The 19,840-nt window shown below is 41.5% G+C and carries 21 protein-coding genes and 1 riboswitch; of the genes, 1 reads left to right on the top strand and 20 read right to left on the bottom strand.

The window, feature by feature from the left end:
• Positions 1–41: 41 nt before the first annotated feature.
• From licT to C6348_RS10315, 9 genes are all read right to left on the bottom strand, one after another.
• Positions 42–875: a BglG family transcription antiterminator LicT gene (gene licT / locus C6348_RS10355; RefSeq protein WP_034660482.1), complete on the bottom strand. Its 834-nt coding sequence runs from the start codon at positions 873–875 to the stop codon at positions 42–44.
• Between the two features lie 235 nt (positions 876–1,110).
• Positions 1,111–1,926 carry a YwqG family protein gene (locus tag C6348_RS10350; protein WP_106042939.1) on the bottom strand — a complete coding sequence of 272 codons (816 nt, stop codon included), beginning with the start codon at positions 1,924–1,926 and terminating at the stop codon, positions 1,111–1,113.
• A 171-nt stretch (positions 1,927–2,097) separates the two neighbouring features.
• Positions 2,098–2,553: a methyl-accepting chemotaxis protein gene (locus tag C6348_RS19270; protein WP_258395123.1), complete on the bottom strand. Its 456-nt coding sequence runs from the start codon at positions 2,551–2,553 to the stop codon at positions 2,098–2,100.
• A gap of 533 nt (positions 2,554–3,086) precedes the next feature.
• Positions 3,087–3,821, bottom strand: a complete 735-nt coding sequence (locus C6348_RS10340) for an energy-coupling factor transporter transmembrane component T family protein (protein WP_034660485.1) — start codon at positions 3,819–3,821, stop codon at positions 3,087–3,089.
• Positions 3,811–5,409, bottom strand: a complete 1,599-nt coding sequence (locus tag C6348_RS10335; RefSeq protein WP_106042937.1) for an ABC transporter ATP-binding protein — start codon at positions 5,407–5,409, stop codon at positions 3,811–3,813. The genes C6348_RS10340 and C6348_RS10335 overlap by 11 nt, the downstream gene beginning before the upstream one ends.
• Positions 5,384–5,983 (bottom strand): ECF transporter S component, encoded by a 600-nt coding sequence (locus C6348_RS10330; RefSeq protein ID WP_034660488.1) that lies wholly within the window; start codon positions 5,981–5,983, stop codon positions 5,384–5,386. Before C6348_RS10330 ends, C6348_RS10335 begins: the two co-directional genes overlap by 26 nt.
• Positions 5,980–6,666, bottom strand: coding sequence for a thiaminase II (gene tenA / locus C6348_RS10325; RefSeq protein ID WP_106042935.1), 687 nt, complete (start codon positions 6,664–6,666; stop codon positions 5,980–5,982). Before tenA ends, C6348_RS10330 begins: the two co-directional genes overlap by 4 nt.
• 87 nt (positions 6,667–6,753) lie before the next feature.
• A riboswitch (TPP riboswitch) is annotated at positions 6,754–6,857 on the bottom strand.
• A 56-nt stretch (positions 6,858–6,913) separates the two neighbouring features.
• Positions 6,914–8,041: a hypothetical protein gene (locus C6348_RS10320; protein ID WP_106042933.1), complete on the bottom strand. Its 1,128-nt coding sequence runs from the start codon at positions 8,039–8,041 to the stop codon at positions 6,914–6,916.
• 141 nt (positions 8,042–8,182) lie between these two features.
• Positions 8,183–8,839 (bottom strand): type 1 glutamine amidotransferase domain-containing protein, encoded by a 657-nt coding sequence (locus tag C6348_RS10315; protein WP_106042932.1) that lies wholly within the window; start codon positions 8,837–8,839, stop codon positions 8,183–8,185.
• 254 nt (positions 8,840–9,093) lie between these two features.
• Between C6348_RS10315 and C6348_RS18885 the strand changes: the two genes are divergently transcribed.
• Positions 9,094–9,258: a hypothetical protein gene (locus C6348_RS18885; RefSeq protein WP_003214630.1), complete on the top strand. Its 165-nt coding sequence runs from the start codon at positions 9,094–9,096 to the stop codon at positions 9,256–9,258.
• A 33-nt stretch (positions 9,259–9,291) separates the two neighbouring features.
• Here the strand turns inward: C6348_RS18885 and C6348_RS10310 are convergent, their stop codons facing one another.
• From C6348_RS10310 to C6348_RS10260, 11 genes are all read right to left on the bottom strand, one after another.
• Positions 9,292–9,663, bottom strand: a complete 372-nt coding sequence (locus tag C6348_RS10310; protein WP_034660494.1) for a DUF1304 domain-containing protein — start codon at positions 9,661–9,663, stop codon at positions 9,292–9,294.
• A gap of 1 nt (position 9,664) precedes the next feature.
• A complete protein-coding gene (locus C6348_RS10305; protein WP_034660495.1) occupies positions 9,665–9,922 on the bottom strand; it encodes an ORF6C domain-containing protein in 258 nt (85 codons plus the stop codon).
• A 208-nt stretch (positions 9,923–10,130) separates the two neighbouring features.
• Positions 10,131–12,512: an immune inhibitor A domain-containing protein gene (locus tag C6348_RS10300; RefSeq protein ID WP_106042930.1), complete on the bottom strand. Its 2,382-nt coding sequence runs from the start codon at positions 12,510–12,512 to the stop codon at positions 10,131–10,133.
• A gap of 189 nt (positions 12,513–12,701) precedes the next feature.
• Positions 12,702–12,995 carry a putative quinol monooxygenase gene (locus C6348_RS10295; protein WP_060597613.1) on the bottom strand — a complete coding sequence of 98 codons (294 nt, stop codon included), beginning with the start codon at positions 12,993–12,995 and terminating at the stop codon, positions 12,702–12,704.
• 25 nt (positions 12,996–13,020) lie between these two features.
• Positions 13,021–13,659: a nitroreductase family protein gene (locus C6348_RS10290; protein WP_012011776.1), complete on the bottom strand. Its 639-nt coding sequence runs from the start codon at positions 13,657–13,659 to the stop codon at positions 13,021–13,023.
• Between the two features lie 14 nt (positions 13,660–13,673).
• Entirely contained in the window at positions 13,674–14,117 is a 444-nt protein-coding gene (locus C6348_RS10285) for a MarR family transcriptional regulator (protein ID WP_106036377.1), read from the bottom strand.
• A 181-nt stretch (positions 14,118–14,298) separates the two neighbouring features.
• Entirely contained in the window at positions 14,299–15,600 is a 1,302-nt protein-coding gene (locus tag C6348_RS10280) for a pyrimidine-nucleoside phosphorylase (RefSeq protein WP_095285603.1), read from the bottom strand.
• 25 nt (positions 15,601–15,625) lie between these two features.
• Complete coding sequence (locus C6348_RS10275; protein ID WP_034660501.1) at positions 15,626–16,807, bottom strand: NupC/NupG family nucleoside CNT transporter; 1,182 nt, start codon at positions 16,805–16,807, stop codon at positions 15,626–15,628.
• A gap of 166 nt (positions 16,808–16,973) precedes the next feature.
• Positions 16,974–17,645, bottom strand: coding sequence for a deoxyribose-phosphate aldolase (deoC, locus tag C6348_RS10270; RefSeq protein WP_106042928.1), 672 nt, complete (start codon positions 17,643–17,645; stop codon positions 16,974–16,976).
• Between the two features lie 83 nt (positions 17,646–17,728).
• Positions 17,729–18,673 carry a DNA-binding transcriptional repressor DeoR gene (deoR, locus tag C6348_RS10265; RefSeq protein WP_034660503.1) on the bottom strand — a complete coding sequence of 315 codons (945 nt, stop codon included), beginning with the start codon at positions 18,671–18,673 and terminating at the stop codon, positions 17,729–17,731.
• A 60-nt stretch (positions 18,674–18,733) separates the two neighbouring features.
• On the bottom strand, positions 18,734–19,609 hold the full coding sequence (locus C6348_RS10260) for an aldose 1-epimerase family protein (protein ID WP_060597616.1): 876 nt from the start codon (positions 19,607–19,609) through the stop codon (positions 18,734–18,736).
• Positions 19,610–19,840: the final 231 nt, after the last annotated feature.

Genomic DNA, 19,840 nt, shown 5'->3' with positions numbered 1-19,840 from the left:
TATCATGTTAATTTTATGATGTCAACGCTTTCTTTTTGAATTTATTTTCTTTTTACCACTCTGTCGATATGCAAAGTTAAATATAGCATCTCATCTTCTATGAGACTTCGGTTGTATTCTTTTTGAACATAATCATTAATTTTCTCAGCACATTGAAAAGCCGCGGTGTTTTTCTCTTTTACTACTTCATACAGGAATTCATTTTGATTTTCCATTTGTGTTTCGTTAAACAGACGCTGTCCAAAAAACTTCAAATGCGTGACAAAACGGAAATAATTTAATGATTCCTCGTCTAAATCAATTTGAAAGTGATACTTGACGATATTTAAAATATCTTGAATGAGTTTGGTAATTTGAATCACGTTCGGCATTTCTTCATTGAGCTCTGCATTGACAATATGCATCGCAATAAAACCGGCTTCATCCTCAGGAAGATGAATGTTAAGCTTGTCCTGAATAATCCGGATCGCTTCTACACCACACATGAACTCTTCTTTGTACAACCGTTTGATTTCCCAGAGCAAAGCATTTTTGATGTCCATTCCTTTTTGATGACGTTCAATAGCAAAGGTAATATGATCCGTCAGTGTCACATAGATGCTGTCATTCAAATTTTTATTAAGGGTTGTTCTCGCATGATCAATAATCGCCTCACACACTTGCATATACTCGATCGGAATATCATAAAGCAGGGTTTTGAATTTTTCTGATATATCTTTATTTTGAATGGAAAATACTTTTTCAATACGTTCTTCGTCAATCGGATCTCCACTTTTCTTTTGAAAAGCGATCCCTCTGCCCATAATGACCAGCTCATGCTGCTCGTCATCATACGCACTGACCACATTATTATTGATTACTTTCGAAATGATCAATTGATACCCCCCAGTACATTCCGCTTTTTCGAGCATCTCATTGTAGATTGATATGTCATTTTATTATTATCTTCAAAAAAGAGGACTTTAAGATGATTTTACATTTTTTTTTGATACGGTCAACTAGAAAGAATGACATATTACCTCTCAAAAATGACGAAATAGGGGCAAAAAAGTCTAAAAACATACATAAAAACACTCTAAAAAGAGTGCTTAAAGAGTGTTTTTTACAAAATTAGGAGCAATCCCAATTATAGACGACATTCTCGAAATTTTTTCGTTTGAGGTCTTCTGGTTTGATAAAAAAGTTGGCGATTCCGCAATCTCCCCACAACAGATCTACTTCATCATCTGAGTCGATTTGTAATAACAGAACGGTATGTTCCTGGTCTTCATAGGTACGCGGGTCCTCTTGTGTAAAGCCTGGATATCCGCCCAATTTGTGACCAAAGCCACTCGCTGCATCATGAAATTCATCTAGCAGGGCATCAGCTTCATCTCCATCAATGCCTTTTACATCTTCGAATAGGTCCCAGCTTCGCTTACCTGTGACTTTTTCAAAGCGAAAATCTCCTACACTGACCGTTTCGCTTGCCAGTTCACCTGTAATTGCGCCTTCCTTCGTCACAGGAAAATAAAAGTCGTCTGGAATTTTCACAAAAGAAAAATCAGTCAACAGCTCTTCTTCTGCCAAGAAAGGTTCCTCAATAAATTTGATCCGAAAATCTGTTTGCTCTGTTTTATGGTCAATATTCATCCCATAAAGATCATCATGCACAGAAATAAAAATTTGCAGAAGCCCTGTTTCTGGATAATCCTTCAGCTTCGGCAGCTGTCCAAAATTTATTTGTGCCAAAAGCTTCATAGGGTGTCCTTCACCATCAACTGGATATTCGTCGTTTTTTGGGAAGTAAGGATCGCCTGCAATTTTGCTGTCGTATGGTCCTGTTTTTCCTTGTTTCATCTGTAATTGAATCATTGGTTGTTCAGTTTGATCTAACATTGTACGGTAAGGTGCTATTATTTCTTGCAGCTTCGCTGATTGTGTCACGATGGTCTTCCTCCTTATGAATAGGTCTACTGACCAGACTGGTATCTCTTTTTCTATCATACAGAAGGGTACCCTGCCTGTCAGCGATAAATCGGTCATTATCCGAACAACTTGCCCACCTTAAAACGTAAAAAAACCTCCGATTCATCTGGAGGTTTTGGTCGGTATTTTTTATTTCACTTGATAGTTCACTAAGTCTTCTGCCAGTGATTTCATCGTTTCATTTGTTTCATGAAGACCTTCAATAATTTTTGTGAACGTGCCTACAAGCTCTGCTTGATGCTCAGAGGAAGCGACAATTTGTGCTATTTCTTCTTCCATTCCTTTAATCGATCCCTGCACATCTTTTAGCGCTGTTTCAATATCCGTCGTCGCTTGTTTGGCGTGAGTTGACAGCTTTCTCACTTCCGTTGCGACCACTCCGAAGCCTGCTCCTGCTTCACCTACTCTTGCAGCTTCAATTGATGCGTTGAGTCCAAGTAAGTTCGTTTGATCAGAGATACCTTTTATAAGATTGGACACTTGATTGATTTTAGAGGAATTTTCTACAGTGGTTTTCGTGTTTTGTAGAATTTGTTCACTTGTCGCTTGTAGTTCCTCTGAATGTGCGGCAACTTGCTGAACCATTGCGACTAGTTTTTCGGAAGCTTGGTTGCTCTCCGTCATGATGTGATCTAATCGTTGTTGATTGGTCTGGTCATAGGCCACGCAGAAAGCAGCGACTACTTGACCCGTCTCATCTTTAATTGGAACGGCTACAATATCCATTGGAATCCCGTATACCTCTTTCGGAATTTGGATAAACGATGGCTCTCTCCCATTTTTCAACATAGAAAAGTTTTCGAACCCTGGAGCTACTATGTCCCCAGCTTTAAACCCTAAGTCAATGTTCCCATGTTGCTGATAATAAAGAACCTTCTCTTTCCCTAAAACAGAAAAGGTTAGTTGCTCTCTCATAGCTAGTCCAATGATTGGTAAAGCGTCTATTATGTTATCAATTCTCTGTGACATTCGCTCACGTTCATCCTCTCTTTTTCTCAGTACATCCTCTTTATCGGTTCGTTATAAGGTCTATTACAGCCTGTAATGTGCACTAATATCAATCAAATGACCTAAGACATATAAAAAGCCCACATTCTATCAAGAGAATGTGGGTATTTTTAAAAAAAGGACATGCACATCAAGACACTGATACCGATGAGCAAAAGATACATATAGTCGATCCACGAAGTGCTGATGACATGATAATACGTCCGCTCCCTCGCCCCCGTGAAACCTCGTGCTTCCATCGCAATCGCTAAGCGCTCTGATTTTCGTACGCCCTGCGTAAAAAGAGGAAGTGCATAACGCATAAAGGCTTTCCAGCTGTTTTTTTGCTTATAGCCTCTGATTTTATGTGCTGCCTTCATTTGCTTTAATTCACTTTGAAATAACGGGATAAACCGGAAGCCGGCAAGCATCCCATATGCCCATTTTGGGGACATTCGGCATTGATGTATTAAGCTCATCATAAAGGCCGTCAAATCTGTTGTGGACGTAAAAAGGAGACCGAATGTCACAAAGCCAAGCATTCTGAAAGAAATGGTAAGGCCATTTTTCAAACTCTCCTCTGTGATATGAAACCATGCCCACTTCCAAACAGTATGATCCCCCTTGCCAAAGGCCGCCATCATCCAAAATACGAGAATAAAAAAGAGCAGATAAGGGACAAGTCTTGTGAAAAGATACTTCATATTCCATCCGCCTAAGACAAGTCCAATACCAAGTGCAAACAGCCAGATGATGAAGGTTGTTTTAGGGTCAGATATCGCCATGAGACAACACATCGCAAGCAGATGAGCGAGTAATTTGATGACTGGATTCACAGTGGAAAGAAAGGAGTGATTACTTTGCAATCGTCAGCACGTCCTTTCTTTCAGCCACATAGCGATAATGCAAAGGGGCTCTCAGCTGATAAGCATCGACAAGTTCCTGATTTGAAAATAAATCATAGGGCGTGCCATCATACACATGCTTTCCTTGGTGAAAAAGAAGCACTTGATCGGCACACTTATCGACGAGGTCCATATCATGTGTGACCATCAAAATGGTGGTGCCTTGGCATTGACGCTCTTTCAAACGCCTCATTAATTCCTTCGCCGTTCTTTCATCCTGCCCGAAAGTCGGTTCGTCTAACAATAGTACATCCTGATCAAAAAGGAGCATTGTGGCCACACTCAATCTTCTTTTTTGACCTAAGCTTAAGGTGAAAGGATGCGCTTTTGTATGCTTCTCTAAACCGAACTCTTCCAATAGCTGAACTGTTTTTTCTTGCACAACGGATTCTGGCCAATTTCGCTGTCTTCCACCAAATGCGATTTCATCGTAGACTGTGTCTTGTATGAATTGAAGCTCCGGATTTTGAAACACAAAGCCTGCTTTTTCATATAGTCGTCGGTCAGACCACTTTTTGAGGGGTGTCTCTTTTAAGAAAATGCTGCCTTTTTTCGTTGGCTCTAAACGGACTAAATGTTTGAGACATGTGCTTTTCCCGCTTCCATTTTCCCCAATTATCGCCACCCAATCCCCTGCTTTGATATCCAGCTGAAGGTCACTCATAATCCTTTTTTTCCCGTAGCTTAATTGAAGATCTTCTGTGCGAATGATGGTCTCTCGCTCAGTCGACGGCACTTTTTTACGCTGCTCTTTTCTTGCTTCAAAGGTTTGCATAAGCGTTTGACTCATTGGATGAAATGGGTCTTGAATAATTGTGGACCATTTCTCGGGAAATAATTTCGGCCGCCAAATCCCTGCCTCTTTCATTTCTTCTTCATATGTCGCGAGCACATCTTTTGGAGGCCCCTCTGCTAAAATGCTGCCTTGATCGTCTAATAAAATCACCCGGTCCATCCATTCGATGACACCATCTAGCACATGCTCTACAAAAATCATGGTTTGTCGCTGCTCACCTGCAAGCTGCTGTAGCAGCTGGAAAACCTCCATTCTGCCTGCTGGATCAAGCTGTGCGGTCGGTTCATCAAAGAACAGCACATCTGGCTCTAACGCTAGTAAACAAGCAAGTGCCAATCGCTGCTTCATGCCGCCAGATAATGTATGAATGTCTGTATTCGGATCGACATCGAGTTGGACTTTTTGCATGAGCTGCTGAATGATGTCATCCATCTCTTCACGAGGGACGGAACGGTTCTCTAAGCTAAAGGCAATTTCTTCATTGACGCGGTGCATACAAAACTGGGAATCAGGATCTTGAAACATGACGCCTGTATGTCTTTGCAATATCACTTCGCCCTGCATGTCAGCTTCCATATGTTCTGGAATAATCCCAGCCAGAACTGAAATGAGTGTGGATTTACCGCTCCCGCTTGGTCCTAAAATAAGCACCTTTTCTCCTTTTTGAATGGAAAGAGAGATTTGATGCAAAACAGGCTGAGGCTGTTCATAAAAACGGACAGTGAGATTATTGCACGCGAGAAATGAATCCATGCTGTTCACCTTTGTTTCGTTTTTCTTTCATGATGGCATATTGATTCAGTACACCGGTTTTGGATAATGCGTCGACCACAACTTTCGCTAAGCATCCGCCCAGTATCATCCCGCTGATGATTTGAGTCATCAGTGTGATGAGTAAAACTTGAGGCGTGTAATAACCAAAGCCATTTGCAACGAGGCTATATGCCATTGCTCCAACAGCTGCAAAGGCACCTGACAGCATCAGTGTCCACATGCGATATCGTTTATAACCAAAAAGAGCAAAGGCGATTTCTGCCCCAAGCCCTTGGCATACACCAATCAGCAGGGCTGAAAGACCAAAGTGGCTGCCTGTCAGTAATTCCACAGCGGCAGCGGCTGTTTCTGCAATCAGGGCAGCTCCCGGCTTTTGGATGATATACGCGACGATTGGACTGGCAATCACCCAAATGCCAAACATGATGTTGCCTCCTGCTGGGCCAACAAGTGCTGTAATTGGTAAGTAAAGTGTGGACCACCCTAAATAGATGACACCGCACGCAACGGATAAAATGACAGCAAGGACGACTTCTTTCATCTTCCATGTCATGATGAATGCACCTCCAATGGAACTGGCCACTCTTCCACCGTAAACGCCATGTCCCAAAACTTGTACTCAAGCTGACAGCTTAAGATAAAGTGCTGTTTCATTTTTTCCTTTTCCTTCTCACTTGCTCCTTCCGCCAGCTGATCGAGCCGCTTGTAAAGCTCCACTGTAATAGAGTCGGTTAACCCTCCATAAAACGTGATCCACTCATAAAACGGATGTGACGGGTCAGGCTGCACGTCTGAGAGCATTCGTTTTCCAATTTCCCAATATGTCCAAGGACATGGAAGCAGGACAGCAATGATTTCCCCAAGCGTGCCTTTCTGGGCGACTTGCAGCATGTGATGAATATAGTGATGAGCACTCGGAGCCAATGAAGCACCTTGGAGCTCATCATATGATACACCTGCCACTCGGCAAAGATTTTGATGAGGGTGCGTCTCACTATCTAATACAAACGCAATTTGCTGATGGAAAAAGGCAATATCTTCTTTGTCTGTACATCTGCTAAGAGCCGCTGCATAAATTTTAATAAAAGCCTGTAAGTATTCTGCGTCTTGTTTGACGTAATGAATGATCTGTTCCTTTTCCAGCTTTCCTGCTGCCAAGCCTCTGACAAACGGATGCTGATAAATGGCTTCAAATAATGGTTCTGTTTCTTTTCTTAATTGCGCTGAAAATGTCATAAAAAAAGCCTCCTCTTCTTCAGTTGAATAAATGAAAAAGCCACCCCAAATGGAGCGGCCTTCTTATCGATTCAATCATGAATAAGACAAGGTCCAGCTCCACTTCCCTCCGCTAGTACGAACTAGATCAGGTTCAAAGGGTCCAAGATTTCCTCTTGTCTCAGTCATACATGACTCCCCTAGTGGACTTTTATCATTTAATTATCTTTACTCTACACATGTGGCGATTTGATGTCAACCGCCTTTCTTAATTCAATGTTTTGATCGTTGGCAGCTTCTCGATCCCTGCGGCATAGTAAAAATTAAGGACACTGAAGAAATCAATTGGCTTTCCTGTTTTCAAATCAACAGCTAAAATATGATCGCCGTAATTTGTCATATCATCAATATCTAAATACCTTGGCGTTTTCTTGCCAAGTGTATCTACAAAGGTATCGTGGTAATATTGACCGCTTGCATATGAAGATTGATGGTACATAAACAATGTCTCCACATCTAAGTAGACGAGAATGGCCTCTGAGGAGCTTGCATAAGGCGCTGAGTACGACACTGGAGCGGAAATGCTTTTCACTTTTACACTTGAAATTGAATGGGTTCTTTGTTCGTATTTACCATCATAAGAGAAATAAAATACACGCTCCCATTCATAATCTGCTGTCTTCGATTGCTTGTTGTATACTTTTGCGCCATTTGCAAATACATCCCCATTTGCATACTCAGCTACAAAGTATTGTAAGGTTGACGATAGGGATACAGCCCCTGTGAAATTGGGCGGGTTTTTTGCATTCACTTGTAACGTGTAAGAGTCTCCGAAATCTCCACCGCTTGTGATACCGAATGCGTAGTCACCTGCTGGTAAGTTGGTCAAACCAAGGAGACTGCCTGCGGGCTGAATCAGGTCTGTCGGGTACGCTTGTCCTGTTTCATAATCAACAACAAATAATTGAACGAAATAATCGGGATTTGAAGAGGTAATCCGGCTGATGAGTGCCTGAGGTGAAGATGTGCTTAAAAACCATAAATCAACTGGGTCGTCCTCTGATAAGACAACCGATTGGTTGATTGCTAGTCCATCAATGGAGCGAATGGCAGATGTACGCATCTTGCCATCTTTAGCGGCTTTTCGTTTGATACTGATTCCATTTTTCTTATCTACTTTAAAAGATTTTTTCAGTTGCTTCTGTTGGATAGCGGTTCCTTCATCCTGCTTCAAAAACGACTCTTGCACTTGCTGAATAGCTTTTTCCGTCAGTGATGACAATTTCCCATCTGATTTCGGTGCTTCTTCTGCTTTTAATGCTGGTGAAAATAAACCTGTTGTGACAAGTAAAATAGACAATAAAGCTGCAGTGTTTTTCACATAAAATGCTCTCACAGGAACATCCCCTTTTTCCTTAATTAGGTTTTTTGCCCTGTTAATATTTTACCATTATTCTATTCATTGTTTTGGTCTTTTTTAGGACATCTTTATGACAAAAAAACCAGCCGCATATATTACGACTGGTTTTTGATCATTTTATGAAATGGTTTTAACAAACAGGCGTGCTGTTTCTGCGCTGGAACCTGGGTTTTGTCCAGTAATGATTTGCCCGTCAACTACAGCGAATGGTGCAAAGGCATCTCCTTTTTCAAACGCTGCCCCTTGCTCACGAAGTTTTGTTTCCAATAAAAATGGAACCTTTGATGTCAGCTGAACAGCTTCCTCTTCTTCGTTTGTGAAGCCTGTGATTTTTTTGCCTTCGATAAATGATTTGCCATTTTGATCCTTCACATCAACGAATGCTGAAACGCCGTGACAAACAGCTCCGACTGCACCATTTTTGTCTGAAATGGCTAAGATTGCATCGGCTACCAGTTGATTAGATGCAAAGTCGATCATTGGACCGTGTCCTCCCGCAAAGAAGATGCCATCATAATCGGCTGGGTTCACATCTGTAAGCGCCTTTGTTTCTTGAAGTAATTCATATACATCTTCATATTGCGCTGGAACACCTTCTGGAATGGAATTTTTATCAATAGGCACAGTGCCTCCTTGAATAGAGACAATTTGGACATCTAGTTCATTTTCTTTAAAAATATGAAATGGCTCTGCCAATTCTTCTAGCCATAAGCCTGTTGGATGTCCGTTCATTTCCGAACTGCTTGTCGATACTAATAACACTTTCTTACTCATCTTGATCATCCTTTCGATATATCATATGGTTATTTTATATTTTGCACAATTAAATATCAAGCAATTAAACTTCGATGCAGCTCTTTATGGTATACCCGATTTTCTAAAAAATATGGCATGACTTCAAATCTAATCAATATGTCACATTCTATTGGTAGGGAATTTCATGTAAAATTGTCATTGAGTGATATCATATGAGGTAAGATGGATAGACCTCTCGGATGTGAGGGGACTTTAAAAGGAGTGGAAAAGAGATGAAAACCTATTCGATTGTGATGATCATCATCACGCTCTGTATCATATTGGCCGTCTTTTTGATGAACCTAACAGGGGTCATGTATGGAAAAATTATTTTGGCTGTTGCCGTTGCTCTTTGTCTGACATCCATTATTCGTCTGATGGGTCTTCGAAAAAGATAAAAGCCGCCCTCACTAGGGCGGCTTTATTTATGGTTAAATTGCCAGGATAAGCGCAATTAATGCAAGCAGCGCTGGTACTCCTTGCTTGATGATGATTGATTTATTAGAGGTCACACCGCCAAATACCGCAGCGATGATCACACAAAGAATGAAAAATAGCTGAATCATATATCCAACAGTATTCGATCCGAGAATGAGCCCCCAAATGAGTCCTGCAGCTAAAAACCCGTTATAAAGCCCCTGATTGGCAAACATCACTTTTACATTTGGATCCTTTTGCAAGTGTTCTGGCAGCTTAAAGGATCTCTTTGCCATCTTTGATTCCATAAAAAACATTTCTAATAACATAATGACAATGTGTTCTAATGCGACAATTCCTACTAATATCATTGCTAAAATATTCAATTTAGTTATTCCTTTCTGATAGACGATCACGAATCTCTATTTTATCCGTGTATAAATCAAAGTCTTGTATTAATTCAAGCGCTTCAGTAAACCGGCTTTGTGGAATGTCTTTCATTTTTCTCACACCGAATTCCTTTTTAATAAAAGCCATGATGGTATTGATATGAAGCTTACCGTGACCATCATACTCCAAATGGCTGCAAAAAGTCTGCATCGTCCCTCTAATCACCTTTAATTGCTTAGCAGTGACACAACTCATTGGTAACGCTCATCCTTTCCTTTGTTTTAACAGCTAAAAAAGAACCATGAATGAAAGAAAAACCTTCCAGTCTCTATTATATAATGGTTTCATTCGGATATCAAAATAAAAAAGAACAGACATTCGACCAAAAAGCCGTCCTTTTCATCAAAAACAGTTTATTACCATATCAAAAAGCCGGATTCAATGGTAAAATCCGGCTTTCTGTTTAGTTACTTTTAGAAATTAATACCTTTCCAACAGAACGATCCTTACTTTGTCCAACGACTTTAAAGGATAGACCATATGTTGGTACATCACGTCCTGCATCTGGGTTATTTGGATTCACATAATTCTTTTTATCACTAAATGTACGAGTCGGGCGAATATAGCGATCTGCCAATGTTAAGCCTGTTGTCGCTGTATAATCAATATTCAGCTTCGTACTTGGATTCAAAGAAAATGCTGCATCATGTACTTGGAAGCCTGTGGCAGCAATGGAGCCGTCACTCCATTTCAATACTTGCTGATCTGCATCTACTACCCCAAGGAAACCGTTCCCTGGGTGATTTCCTACCCAGTTATCACTATAGGATTGATCGACATACCACACGACCAAACCGTTATTATAGCTCATGAGGCTTGCCCCACGTTTGATATGCTTTAAGCCTTTATCAACGTCAGCATAAGAGCGCCACTCTAGCAAATAATATTGGGGTGCATATTGTTTTCCATTAGATTTTGAGAATCCGTTAAAGGTGAACTTAGACGTGCCCTCGGCATCATCTGACCACACTTTCGTCCCATCTGCTGTGATGTTTAAATCATCTACAAATAAGCCTGGCAGTGAATAGCCTGCATCGGTTGTATAGCGGAATTGCAGGTCGATTTTCTTCCCTGCATAAGCAGAAAGATCAAAGGCTGCATCTACCCATCCGTCCGATTTTCCGTCAATTCCATTGCCTTCGTTCGCACCTGCTTCATTTCGATCATTCGTGATGTTACCAGAAATGGTCTTCCACTGATCAGTTCCTGTTTCACGTACTTCTACATACGCATAATCATAATCTTCTTCGATATCGTACCATGCTTTAAATGTAAGCTCTGCTTTGCTCCCCTTCGACAAATCGATACCTGTTGTCGTCATGGTCGCATTCAAATTGTCACCTGTTCCGCTGAAGTACGAATATTGTCCTTGAGCAGGTTTTGTGACCACAATCTCTTTATCTGGTAAATCCACTCGAACCGCATCATGGTTCGTTCCTTTTGTTGCTGCTTCATCAATTAGCACTGTTTTGCTTTTCTTTAATGTTTTACCATCAATGGTTTGTCCAGTAAGCCAGTTACCGCCATGCAAGTTTTGAAGCATTTCTTTCGCATATGGACTAAAGCCTGTTGGTTCCGTTCCAGGGACTTTACCTGCCCAGCTTCCGCTTGACATGATCGACCAGTATGAAACAGGCTCGCCTCCGCCTGTGTACTGTGTATCGTACTCATCAGGAAGACCAAGATCATGTCCGAATTCATGTGTGAACACGCCTGCCGCGCCATCTTCAGGCTCGATAGTGTAATCTAACGCACCTAATTTTCCGCCTCGCCCGACTTCAGATTCAGTGTTTGGAATTTCAAATACATCACCAAGTGACCAGCGGTGCGACCAAATCGCATTAGAACCAAGTTGTCCGCCGCCAGCTTCTTCACCTACGCCAGCATGAACGACCATCAGATGGTCAATGATGCCGTCTGGTTCGTTATAAACGCCGTCTCCATCCATATCATAGCGGTCCCATTGATCATATTCACCGAGATCAATGTTCGGGTCTTTTGCTGCTGCTTCGAGTGCTTCTTTCACCAATTCACGCGGTTTGCCGTCACTGCCTGATTCGTCTGGTACGTTTCCACCGTAATAGGCTGCTTCATGCTTAGCTGTATACCATCCTGCAACTGTTCCACTGATTGTGTAACTACCGCCGGACTGCTTTTCATAATATTGCTTCATGGATACTTTGCGTTTACCATCTGGACCGATGTAGCCATTTTTTCCGAAAAGCATATCTTGATAGTGCTGTTGATTGTACTTGTCATAGTACATATCAGTCTCTTCTTTTTTAATACTATTATGCTTATAATCTTTAAAATCTACTAATAAAACCAATACCTTATCATTGCGAACATCGCCTTTATACTTTTCCTTTTTGACCGGTTTTACATGATTCCCTTCTTTTCCTTTATGCTTCTTTAACTTTTTCTTGTTGGCTAATTTGTTATGTACCTCTTGTTTGTATTCTTTCAGAAATTCAGGCTCTTCTGTTAAGGTGCTTGCACTTTGTTTCATGGCAGATTCTTCTTTTTTCTTTAGATATTTCTTTAATGCTTTTTGGGTTTCTGCCTCATTGGCATTCTTTTTGATCTTTCCTTGTTTTTTCAAGGCTTTGATGAGACGGTCTTCATTCACGACACTTGCGTCAAATGGAATACCTGAATAATGACCGCCATCTGAGGATGTTGATTTCTCTGTGGTGTGGGCAGATAGAGGGGTGCTGAAAGCTGCCAATGTGCCTAAACTGAGGACAGCCGTTAGTGCAATGCTCGTCCATTTCCCTTTTTTCATATTAGTTCCTCCCTAATTTGGTAATAAATAATATCTCATTCTAGCATATTCCAATATACTTAAGTCGAAAAACATTTTATTTTCAGAAACTTTGTGGAAAATGCACAATACGGGATTGAAATGGGTGGAACAAGGTGTCGAAAATAAAAGAACCCTAGACGATAACCGCCTAGGGTGTTTGTTGTTTTACTATGAAAGCTGCTGGCCTTGAAAGGCAACAACGTCAAGTGGAGCGGCTAAGAATTCTTTTGCCTTCGCTACGAAAGCTTGGAAATGTGCACTTGCATTATGGCTCTGAACCGCAGCGTCATCTTTCCACACTTCTACCATTAAAAAGGTATTTTCCTTTTCTGTATCCTTGAACAGCTTGTAGGATACATTGCCTTCTTCCGCTTGTGAAGCTTTCATTAATGCGTTGATTTCTTCTAGAAATACGTTTTCTTTTTCTGGATGAATGGTCATCCCTGCATGAATAATAATCATATGATCGTCTCCTTTTGAAAAGATATTATTTCCACTCTGTAATGCGTTCAATCGGTAAGCGGTAAGATGCATAACCTTCGTCAGCAGCTTTCCCAATTGATAACAGCATCACTGGTACATAACGTTCTTTATCCCAGCCAAATGTTTCAGCGATGACTTCTTTATCAAATCCGCCAATTGGATTTGTATCATAGCCGTGTGCACGTGCTGCAAGCATAAGCTGCATAGACACAATTCCACCGTCAATTAAGATTGTTTCGCGATTGACTTGCTCTGGAAGAACCTCAAAGTGTGCAGTTAGTGCAGCAATTTGTCTTTCTTTCACTTCTTGCGGCATGTAGCCATGCTCTACTGCTTTTGAATAAATTTCATCTAAGTATTCATTGCTTTTCATATCTGCAAATACTGCAATGACAGCTGCTGATGTTGACACTTGAGTTTGGTTGAATTTTGCAAGTGGTGCAAGCTTTTCTTTTCCTTCTGGGCTGTCAATGACCATAAAGCGCCAAGGCTGTGCATTCACTGATGATGGTGCCGTTGTTGCTTCTTCTAAAATCTCTGCCATTTCTTCTTTGCTGATTTTCACAGCTGGGTCATAGTTACGAATGGAGCGGCGCCCTTTCATAATTTCCATAAAATCGTTTGTTTTTAATGTTGTAGCCATGTTGAAACACTCCTTTAGGTTGTTTGAATCTTTTCGATGTTTTGTTGTATTCGCATGAGCACATCAGTGAGAAGCTTTCGTTCTTCGTCACTTACGTTTTCAAGCATTTCTGAGATAAATCGTTCTTTTTCTTTTTTAGAAGCTTCGATTCTCGTTCTGCCTTCTTCTGTCAGACGAACAAGTGTGACTCGATTATCTTCTGGCTTTCTTCTGCGCGTAACCATTCCTTTTGTTTCTAACTGTTTTAAGTGACGCGTCACAGCCGCACTGTCAATATTCACTTTTTTCTGCAAATCTGACTGGCTGATTTCGTCGGCTTGGAATAACAGTGATAGCAACTCTAGTCTTGATTGGCTGATGCCCGTGCATGCTTCGAACTTCACACCCATCATACGGTTCACGCACTGCAAACGGTATAATACCTCTGCTTTTTCAGAGCAAAATGCAGTCAATGCCATCCCCTCTTTTCTATTCAGATCAATTAGTTGATATATCAATCATTGACTCGTCAACTAATATACACCCATTATTTGATGATTGCAAGAGGTTTGTTTCATAAAGTGAAATTTTTTATCTCAATAGAAAAAGAAATGAACAAAAAAAGGACAAAAGCGACGAAGCACTTTTGTCCTTTTTCCTTTATTCTGTGATCACAGTGTGAATGAGAGTTGGTGCATCAGCATGATCTGCGATGCGGATGTTGTTATAAATTTTTTCCATGACATTCGCAACATCTTCACGATTTGCATGAAGTGTCACGAGTGAATCTCCTTTTTCAACACGATCGCCGACTTTTTTGTTCAGCATGATACCGACAGATAGGTCGATCTCGTCCTCTTTTGTTGCACGTCCTGCTCCAAGAATCATCGCTGCAACACCGATTTCGTCTGCGACGATTTCAGCAACCACACCTGATTCCTTTGCAGGAACGTCGATTTGGTAAGGGGCTTGCGGCAGTTTTTCCGGCTGGTCTACAATCGAGCCGTCTCCACCTTGATTTTCTAAGAATTCCTTGAATTTCTCAAGTGCTTTGCCGTTTTTCATGACTTCAATTAGCTTTTCTCTAGCTTCATCAAGTGTCTCTGCTTTTTTCGCAAGAACAACCATTTGACTTCCTAATGTGAGCACAAGCTCGTTTAAGTCTTCAGGACCTTCGCCTCGGAGTGTATCAATCGCTTCTTTCACCTCAAGGGAATTTCCAATCGCTAATCCTAGCGGCTGAGACATATCAGAGATGACAGCCATCGTTTGTCTGCCTACGTTGTTTCCGATGCGAACCATTGCTTTTGCAAGTTTCTCAGAGTCTTCAGGGGTTTTCATGAAAGCACCTGCCCCTGTTTTCACATCTAGTACGATTGCATCTGCACCAGCAGCAATCTTCTTACTCATAATAGAGCTTGCAATGAGCGGGATCGAGTTAACGGTACCTGTCACATCACGAAGGGCATAAAGCTTTTTATCCGCTGGTGTCAGGTTGCCTGATTGCCCAATGACCGCTACTTTATGACGGTTCACGAGCTCGATGAATTCGTCTTTTGTAATTTCTACGTGGAAGCCTTTTACCGCTTCAAGCTTGTCCACTGTACCGCCTGTATGTCCAAGGCCGCGCCCAGACATTTTCGCAACAGGTACATCAAGTGCAGCCACCAGAGGAGCAAGTACAAGCGTTGTTGTATCGCCTACACCGCCTGTTGAGTGCTTGTCTACTTTAATGCCCTCAATGGCAGACAGGTCAATCGTGTCTCCTGAGTTCGCCATAGCGAGCGTTAAGTCTGCACGTTCTTGATCCGTCATATCTTGGAAGAAAATTGCCATAGCCAAGGCACTTGCTTGGTAGTCAGGAATTGTTCCGTCCGTATATTCTTTGACAAAGAAAGAAATTTCCTCTGAAGATAATTCTTTTCCGTCACGTTTTTTCGCAATGATATCTACCATTCTCATTGTTTTCACCATTCCTTTTTTTAAATTAGTAAATCAAACCGACAACGCCTGCTGTTAAGAAGCTGACAAGTGTTGCACCGAATAACAGCTTTAATCCAAAGCGTGCGACAACGTTCCCTTGTTTTTCGTTTAAGCCTTTGACTGCTCCAGCAATGATACCGATAGATGAGAAGTTCGCAAATGACACAAGGAATACAGAAATGATTGCTTCTGTACGAGCTGTGAAATGCAAGCCATCTCCAGTTAGAGCCAGCATCGCCACAAATTCGTTGGATACCATTTTCGTTGCCATAATACTTCCTGCCTGTACCGCCTCACTCCAAGGAACACCGACAAGGAAAGCAAATGGGGCAAAGACATATCCAAGTACATCTTGGAAAGAAACACCGATGACAGCTGTAAAGATTCCATTAATCATCGCAATTAATGCAACGAATCCAATCAACATCGCAGCGACAACAATCGCTACTTTGAAACCATCCATAATATATTCGCCAAGCATTTCAAAGAAGGATTGCTTTTCTTCTTCAACGACTTCGAGCATGTCTTCGTCCTTAGCCACTTCATATGGATTGATAATAGACGCGATAATAAATCCACCAAATAGGTTCAGCACAAGTGCTGTGACCACGTACTCTGGTTTAATCATTTGCATGTACGCACCGACAATAGACATCGATACTGTCGACATCGCAGATGCACATAATGTATAAAGACGCTGCTGAGGTAACAATCCAAGCTGCTTTTTAATAGAAATAAACACTTCTGATTGTCCTAAAATCGCAGACGCTACTGCGTTGTAAGATTCTAGTTTCCCCATACCGTTTACTTTGCTAAGCAAATAACCGATTCCGCGTACGATAAGCGGAAGGATACGCCAATGCTGCAAGATACCGATCAATGCCGAAATAAAAACGATCGGCAGTAAGACGTTGATGAAGAAAGTTGACGCATTATCATTCATTAACCCGCCAAATACGAAGTTTATTCCTTCACCGGCATAGCCTAGAAGCATTTGGAATCCTTTTGCAAAGCCTCCGACTAGGAAGTTCCCAACACCTGTATTGAGCAGAATATAACCTAAAATAAATTGCAGTACAATCATGACAATTACTGGACGGAATTTTACTCGTTTTTTCCCGTTACTAGCCAGCCATGCAATGGCGAGAATCACCAGCAAACCGATGATACCAATCACGTATTTCATGTTTTTCCTCCTCGAATGAATTCGTTTACATTAATGCGCTTGTATGGAACAAACCATATTTCGCAAACAAAGAGCGGAAGAAATTCCCAGAAGTGAGATCCTTCCGCATATGACTTTTTCATCATTTATGAGTCACGAATGTTATCCTACCATAGGATCGTATGAATTAATAGTCTTTCGAAGGAGCTGATTGGTCCCCTTTGATAATAGAAACGCCTGCACTCGCACCAATGCGGGTAGCGCCTGCAGCTGTCATCGCTTCAACGTCCTCTTTTGTTCTCACGCCGCCTGATGCTTTCACACCAATGTCAGGTCCAACTGTTTTACGCATTAATGCGATATCCTCAGCTGTTGCACCGCCTGTACTAAATCCAGTCGATGTTTTCACAAAATCAGCGCCAGCTTTTACTGAAAGCTCACAAGCTTTGACTTTCTCTTCATCTGTTAATAAACAAGTTTCAATGATGACTTTCACTAAGGCTTTGCCTTTTGCCGCGTCTACAACTGCACGAATATCTTGCTCAACCACATCATATTCGCCGTCTTTCAATGCCGCAATATTGATAACCATGTCCACTTCAGTTGCACCGTTTTCAATTGCATCATTTGTTTCGAATGCTTTCACTGCTGTTGTGTTTGCACCTAACGGGAAACCGATGACTGTACATACATCAACGCCTGTTCCTGCTAGTTCCTTCGCTGCAAGAGATACCCAAGTTGGATTCACACAAACGGATGCAAATTGATGAGTTTTTGCTTCTTCAAGTAACTGCATAATGGCAGCTCTAGATGTATCTGGTTTTAGTGCTGTATGATCAATGAGCTTTGCTATCGTCATGCTTACACTTCCTTTTAATTATGATACTTTCATCATATATGACCGATGAACATTTGTAAACATAGTTATGAAATTTTGTTCATCTATTTTGTGACATTTAAAAGAGCCTTTGCTGTATGCTGATCAATAATCAATACGTTCGCATATTTTCCTCTTAGTGCCCCGTGGATAGATGCAACCTTGCGATGTCCGCCAGCGACAAGAATGGAGCGTTCTTTTGTCCTTAAATCATCAAGCTCCACACCAATAGTGCGGTTGTTAATCGCTTCACTGCAAATGCGCCCTTCCTGATCATAAAAGCGCGAACAGATGTCTCCGACGCTGGATGCTTTGAGCAGCGCTTTTTCTTCTTCACGGAAATAACCAAGTCTAAACAAAAGTGCTTCATCTCTTACCGTTCCAACAGTAAACACAGCAATATTCGCCTGTTTCCCCATTTCAATGATGCGCTGAATATGTCTGTCCTGCTCAACCATCTCCTTGACGGCAGCACTGTCAAATACGACAGGAAGCGGCAAATAGCGCGGTGCTGTTTGAAAGGCCTCAGCAAACAGCTGGATGGTTTCCGCAGAATATGTATTCACATGGGAGTGGCTGATCCCACCCTTCAGCTGGACAACCTCCACACCTTTGACCTGTTTAGGTTGCATCTTTTGGGCAATTTGATACATGGTGGTTCCCCAGCTCACACCAACGATATCACCGTCTTTCACTGTGTCTTGCAAGTACTCGGCACCAAATTGGCTCAAGTATTCGGTAATCGTTGGATAATCATCTTTGGGCGAAAACACCACATGAGCTTCGAGCAGGTCATATTTTTCCTTGAGCAATGAAGATAGCTCATTTAAGTCTTCAAATGGGTCCATTACCGTTATCTGGACGTACCCCTTCTCCTTCGCATATTGAAGCAGCCGAGACACAGTTGGTCTCGACAGGTCGAGTTGTTTGGCAATTTCCTGCTGGCTGTAATCCGATAAATAATAAAGCCTTGCCGCTTCAATACTCAGTTGTTGTTTCTCCCGATCCATTCGTACGCCTCCTTTTTTCTTCTATCATAACAAAATGTTCATCTTATCATGCACAAATGTTCATTTGAAGAAAATCGTATAGGCGGCTTGGAAGGTTTCATTCTTCTCTAAAGTTTGAATACCGAACTTTTCCTTGTACTGCCCATTCGCCCCTTCAACATCGGCAATACCGTACCAAGGCTCAATACATACAAATGGAGCCATTGTGCCTTTTTCTTTATTATAAGGTGACCAAATACCAACAAACGGAAAACCAGTGAGATCAACCTCAACCCCGTGACCTGCCTGAGAAATCAATGACACTCGATTGATATGACTATAGATCATCGCATCATGCTGAAAAAGCTCTGGTCGAAGCTGAATCGGTTCAAGTTGAATGCCTTTTTCTTTCTCCCTGACAAGTGAATTTTTTAGTTCATATTGGACAGGAAGATACTCAGTGGAAGGGGTCAATGTCAGGTAGTAATCTGCTGTGCGCTCACCTTCAACAAGCGGGACATGAAATGCGGGGTGCCCTCCAATGGAGAAATACATCGTGTCATCTCCGTCATGATCAATTTCCCAGGAAATCGTCAGACCATTTTCCGACAGCTCGTATCGAATACGGGCGGTAAATTCATAAGGATACTGCTCGATGTGGCGGCCTTTTGATTCATATTGAAAGGTCACCGTATGTTTCGTTTCTTCATATAAATCAAAATCAACATCCCGCAAGAATCCATGCTGCGCAAGCTCATAGGTTTGATCACCTATCTTGTATTGGTCATTCTTTAATCGTCCGACAATTGGAAATAAGACTGGCGACACCCTGCCCCAATAAGCAGGATCGCCAGACCACATATAGTGACGTCCACTTTCCTTGTGAAGCACCTCTCTGACCTCAGCACCTCTCTCATTGACCTGAATCAATAACTGATCATTTTCAATCGTTCTCATTCCACACATCCCCTTTCCTTCTTCTTTTATTATGACAGGGATTTTGGTTTTGAGTATAAAAATAAGGCAGCCTTCCAGGCCATCAATTCTTTCTTTATATAAAAATTTTAAAAAAAGACAGAAATTCGCCAACAAAATGTGATGCTGATCCGTCTAATCTTATATAAAATAAAAGAATCGTTGTTCTTTTGGAATGACAACAAAAAAGAAGCGTTTTGACATAAATGGGGG

The organism is Bacillus sp. YBWC18, from assembly GCF_002998775.1.
Classification (GTDB): Bacteria; Bacillota; Bacilli; order Bacillales; family Bacillaceae; genus Bacillus.
The sequence above is the reverse complement of the archived record's forward strand: the minus strand, read 5'-3'. Positions and strand labels throughout refer to the sequence as shown.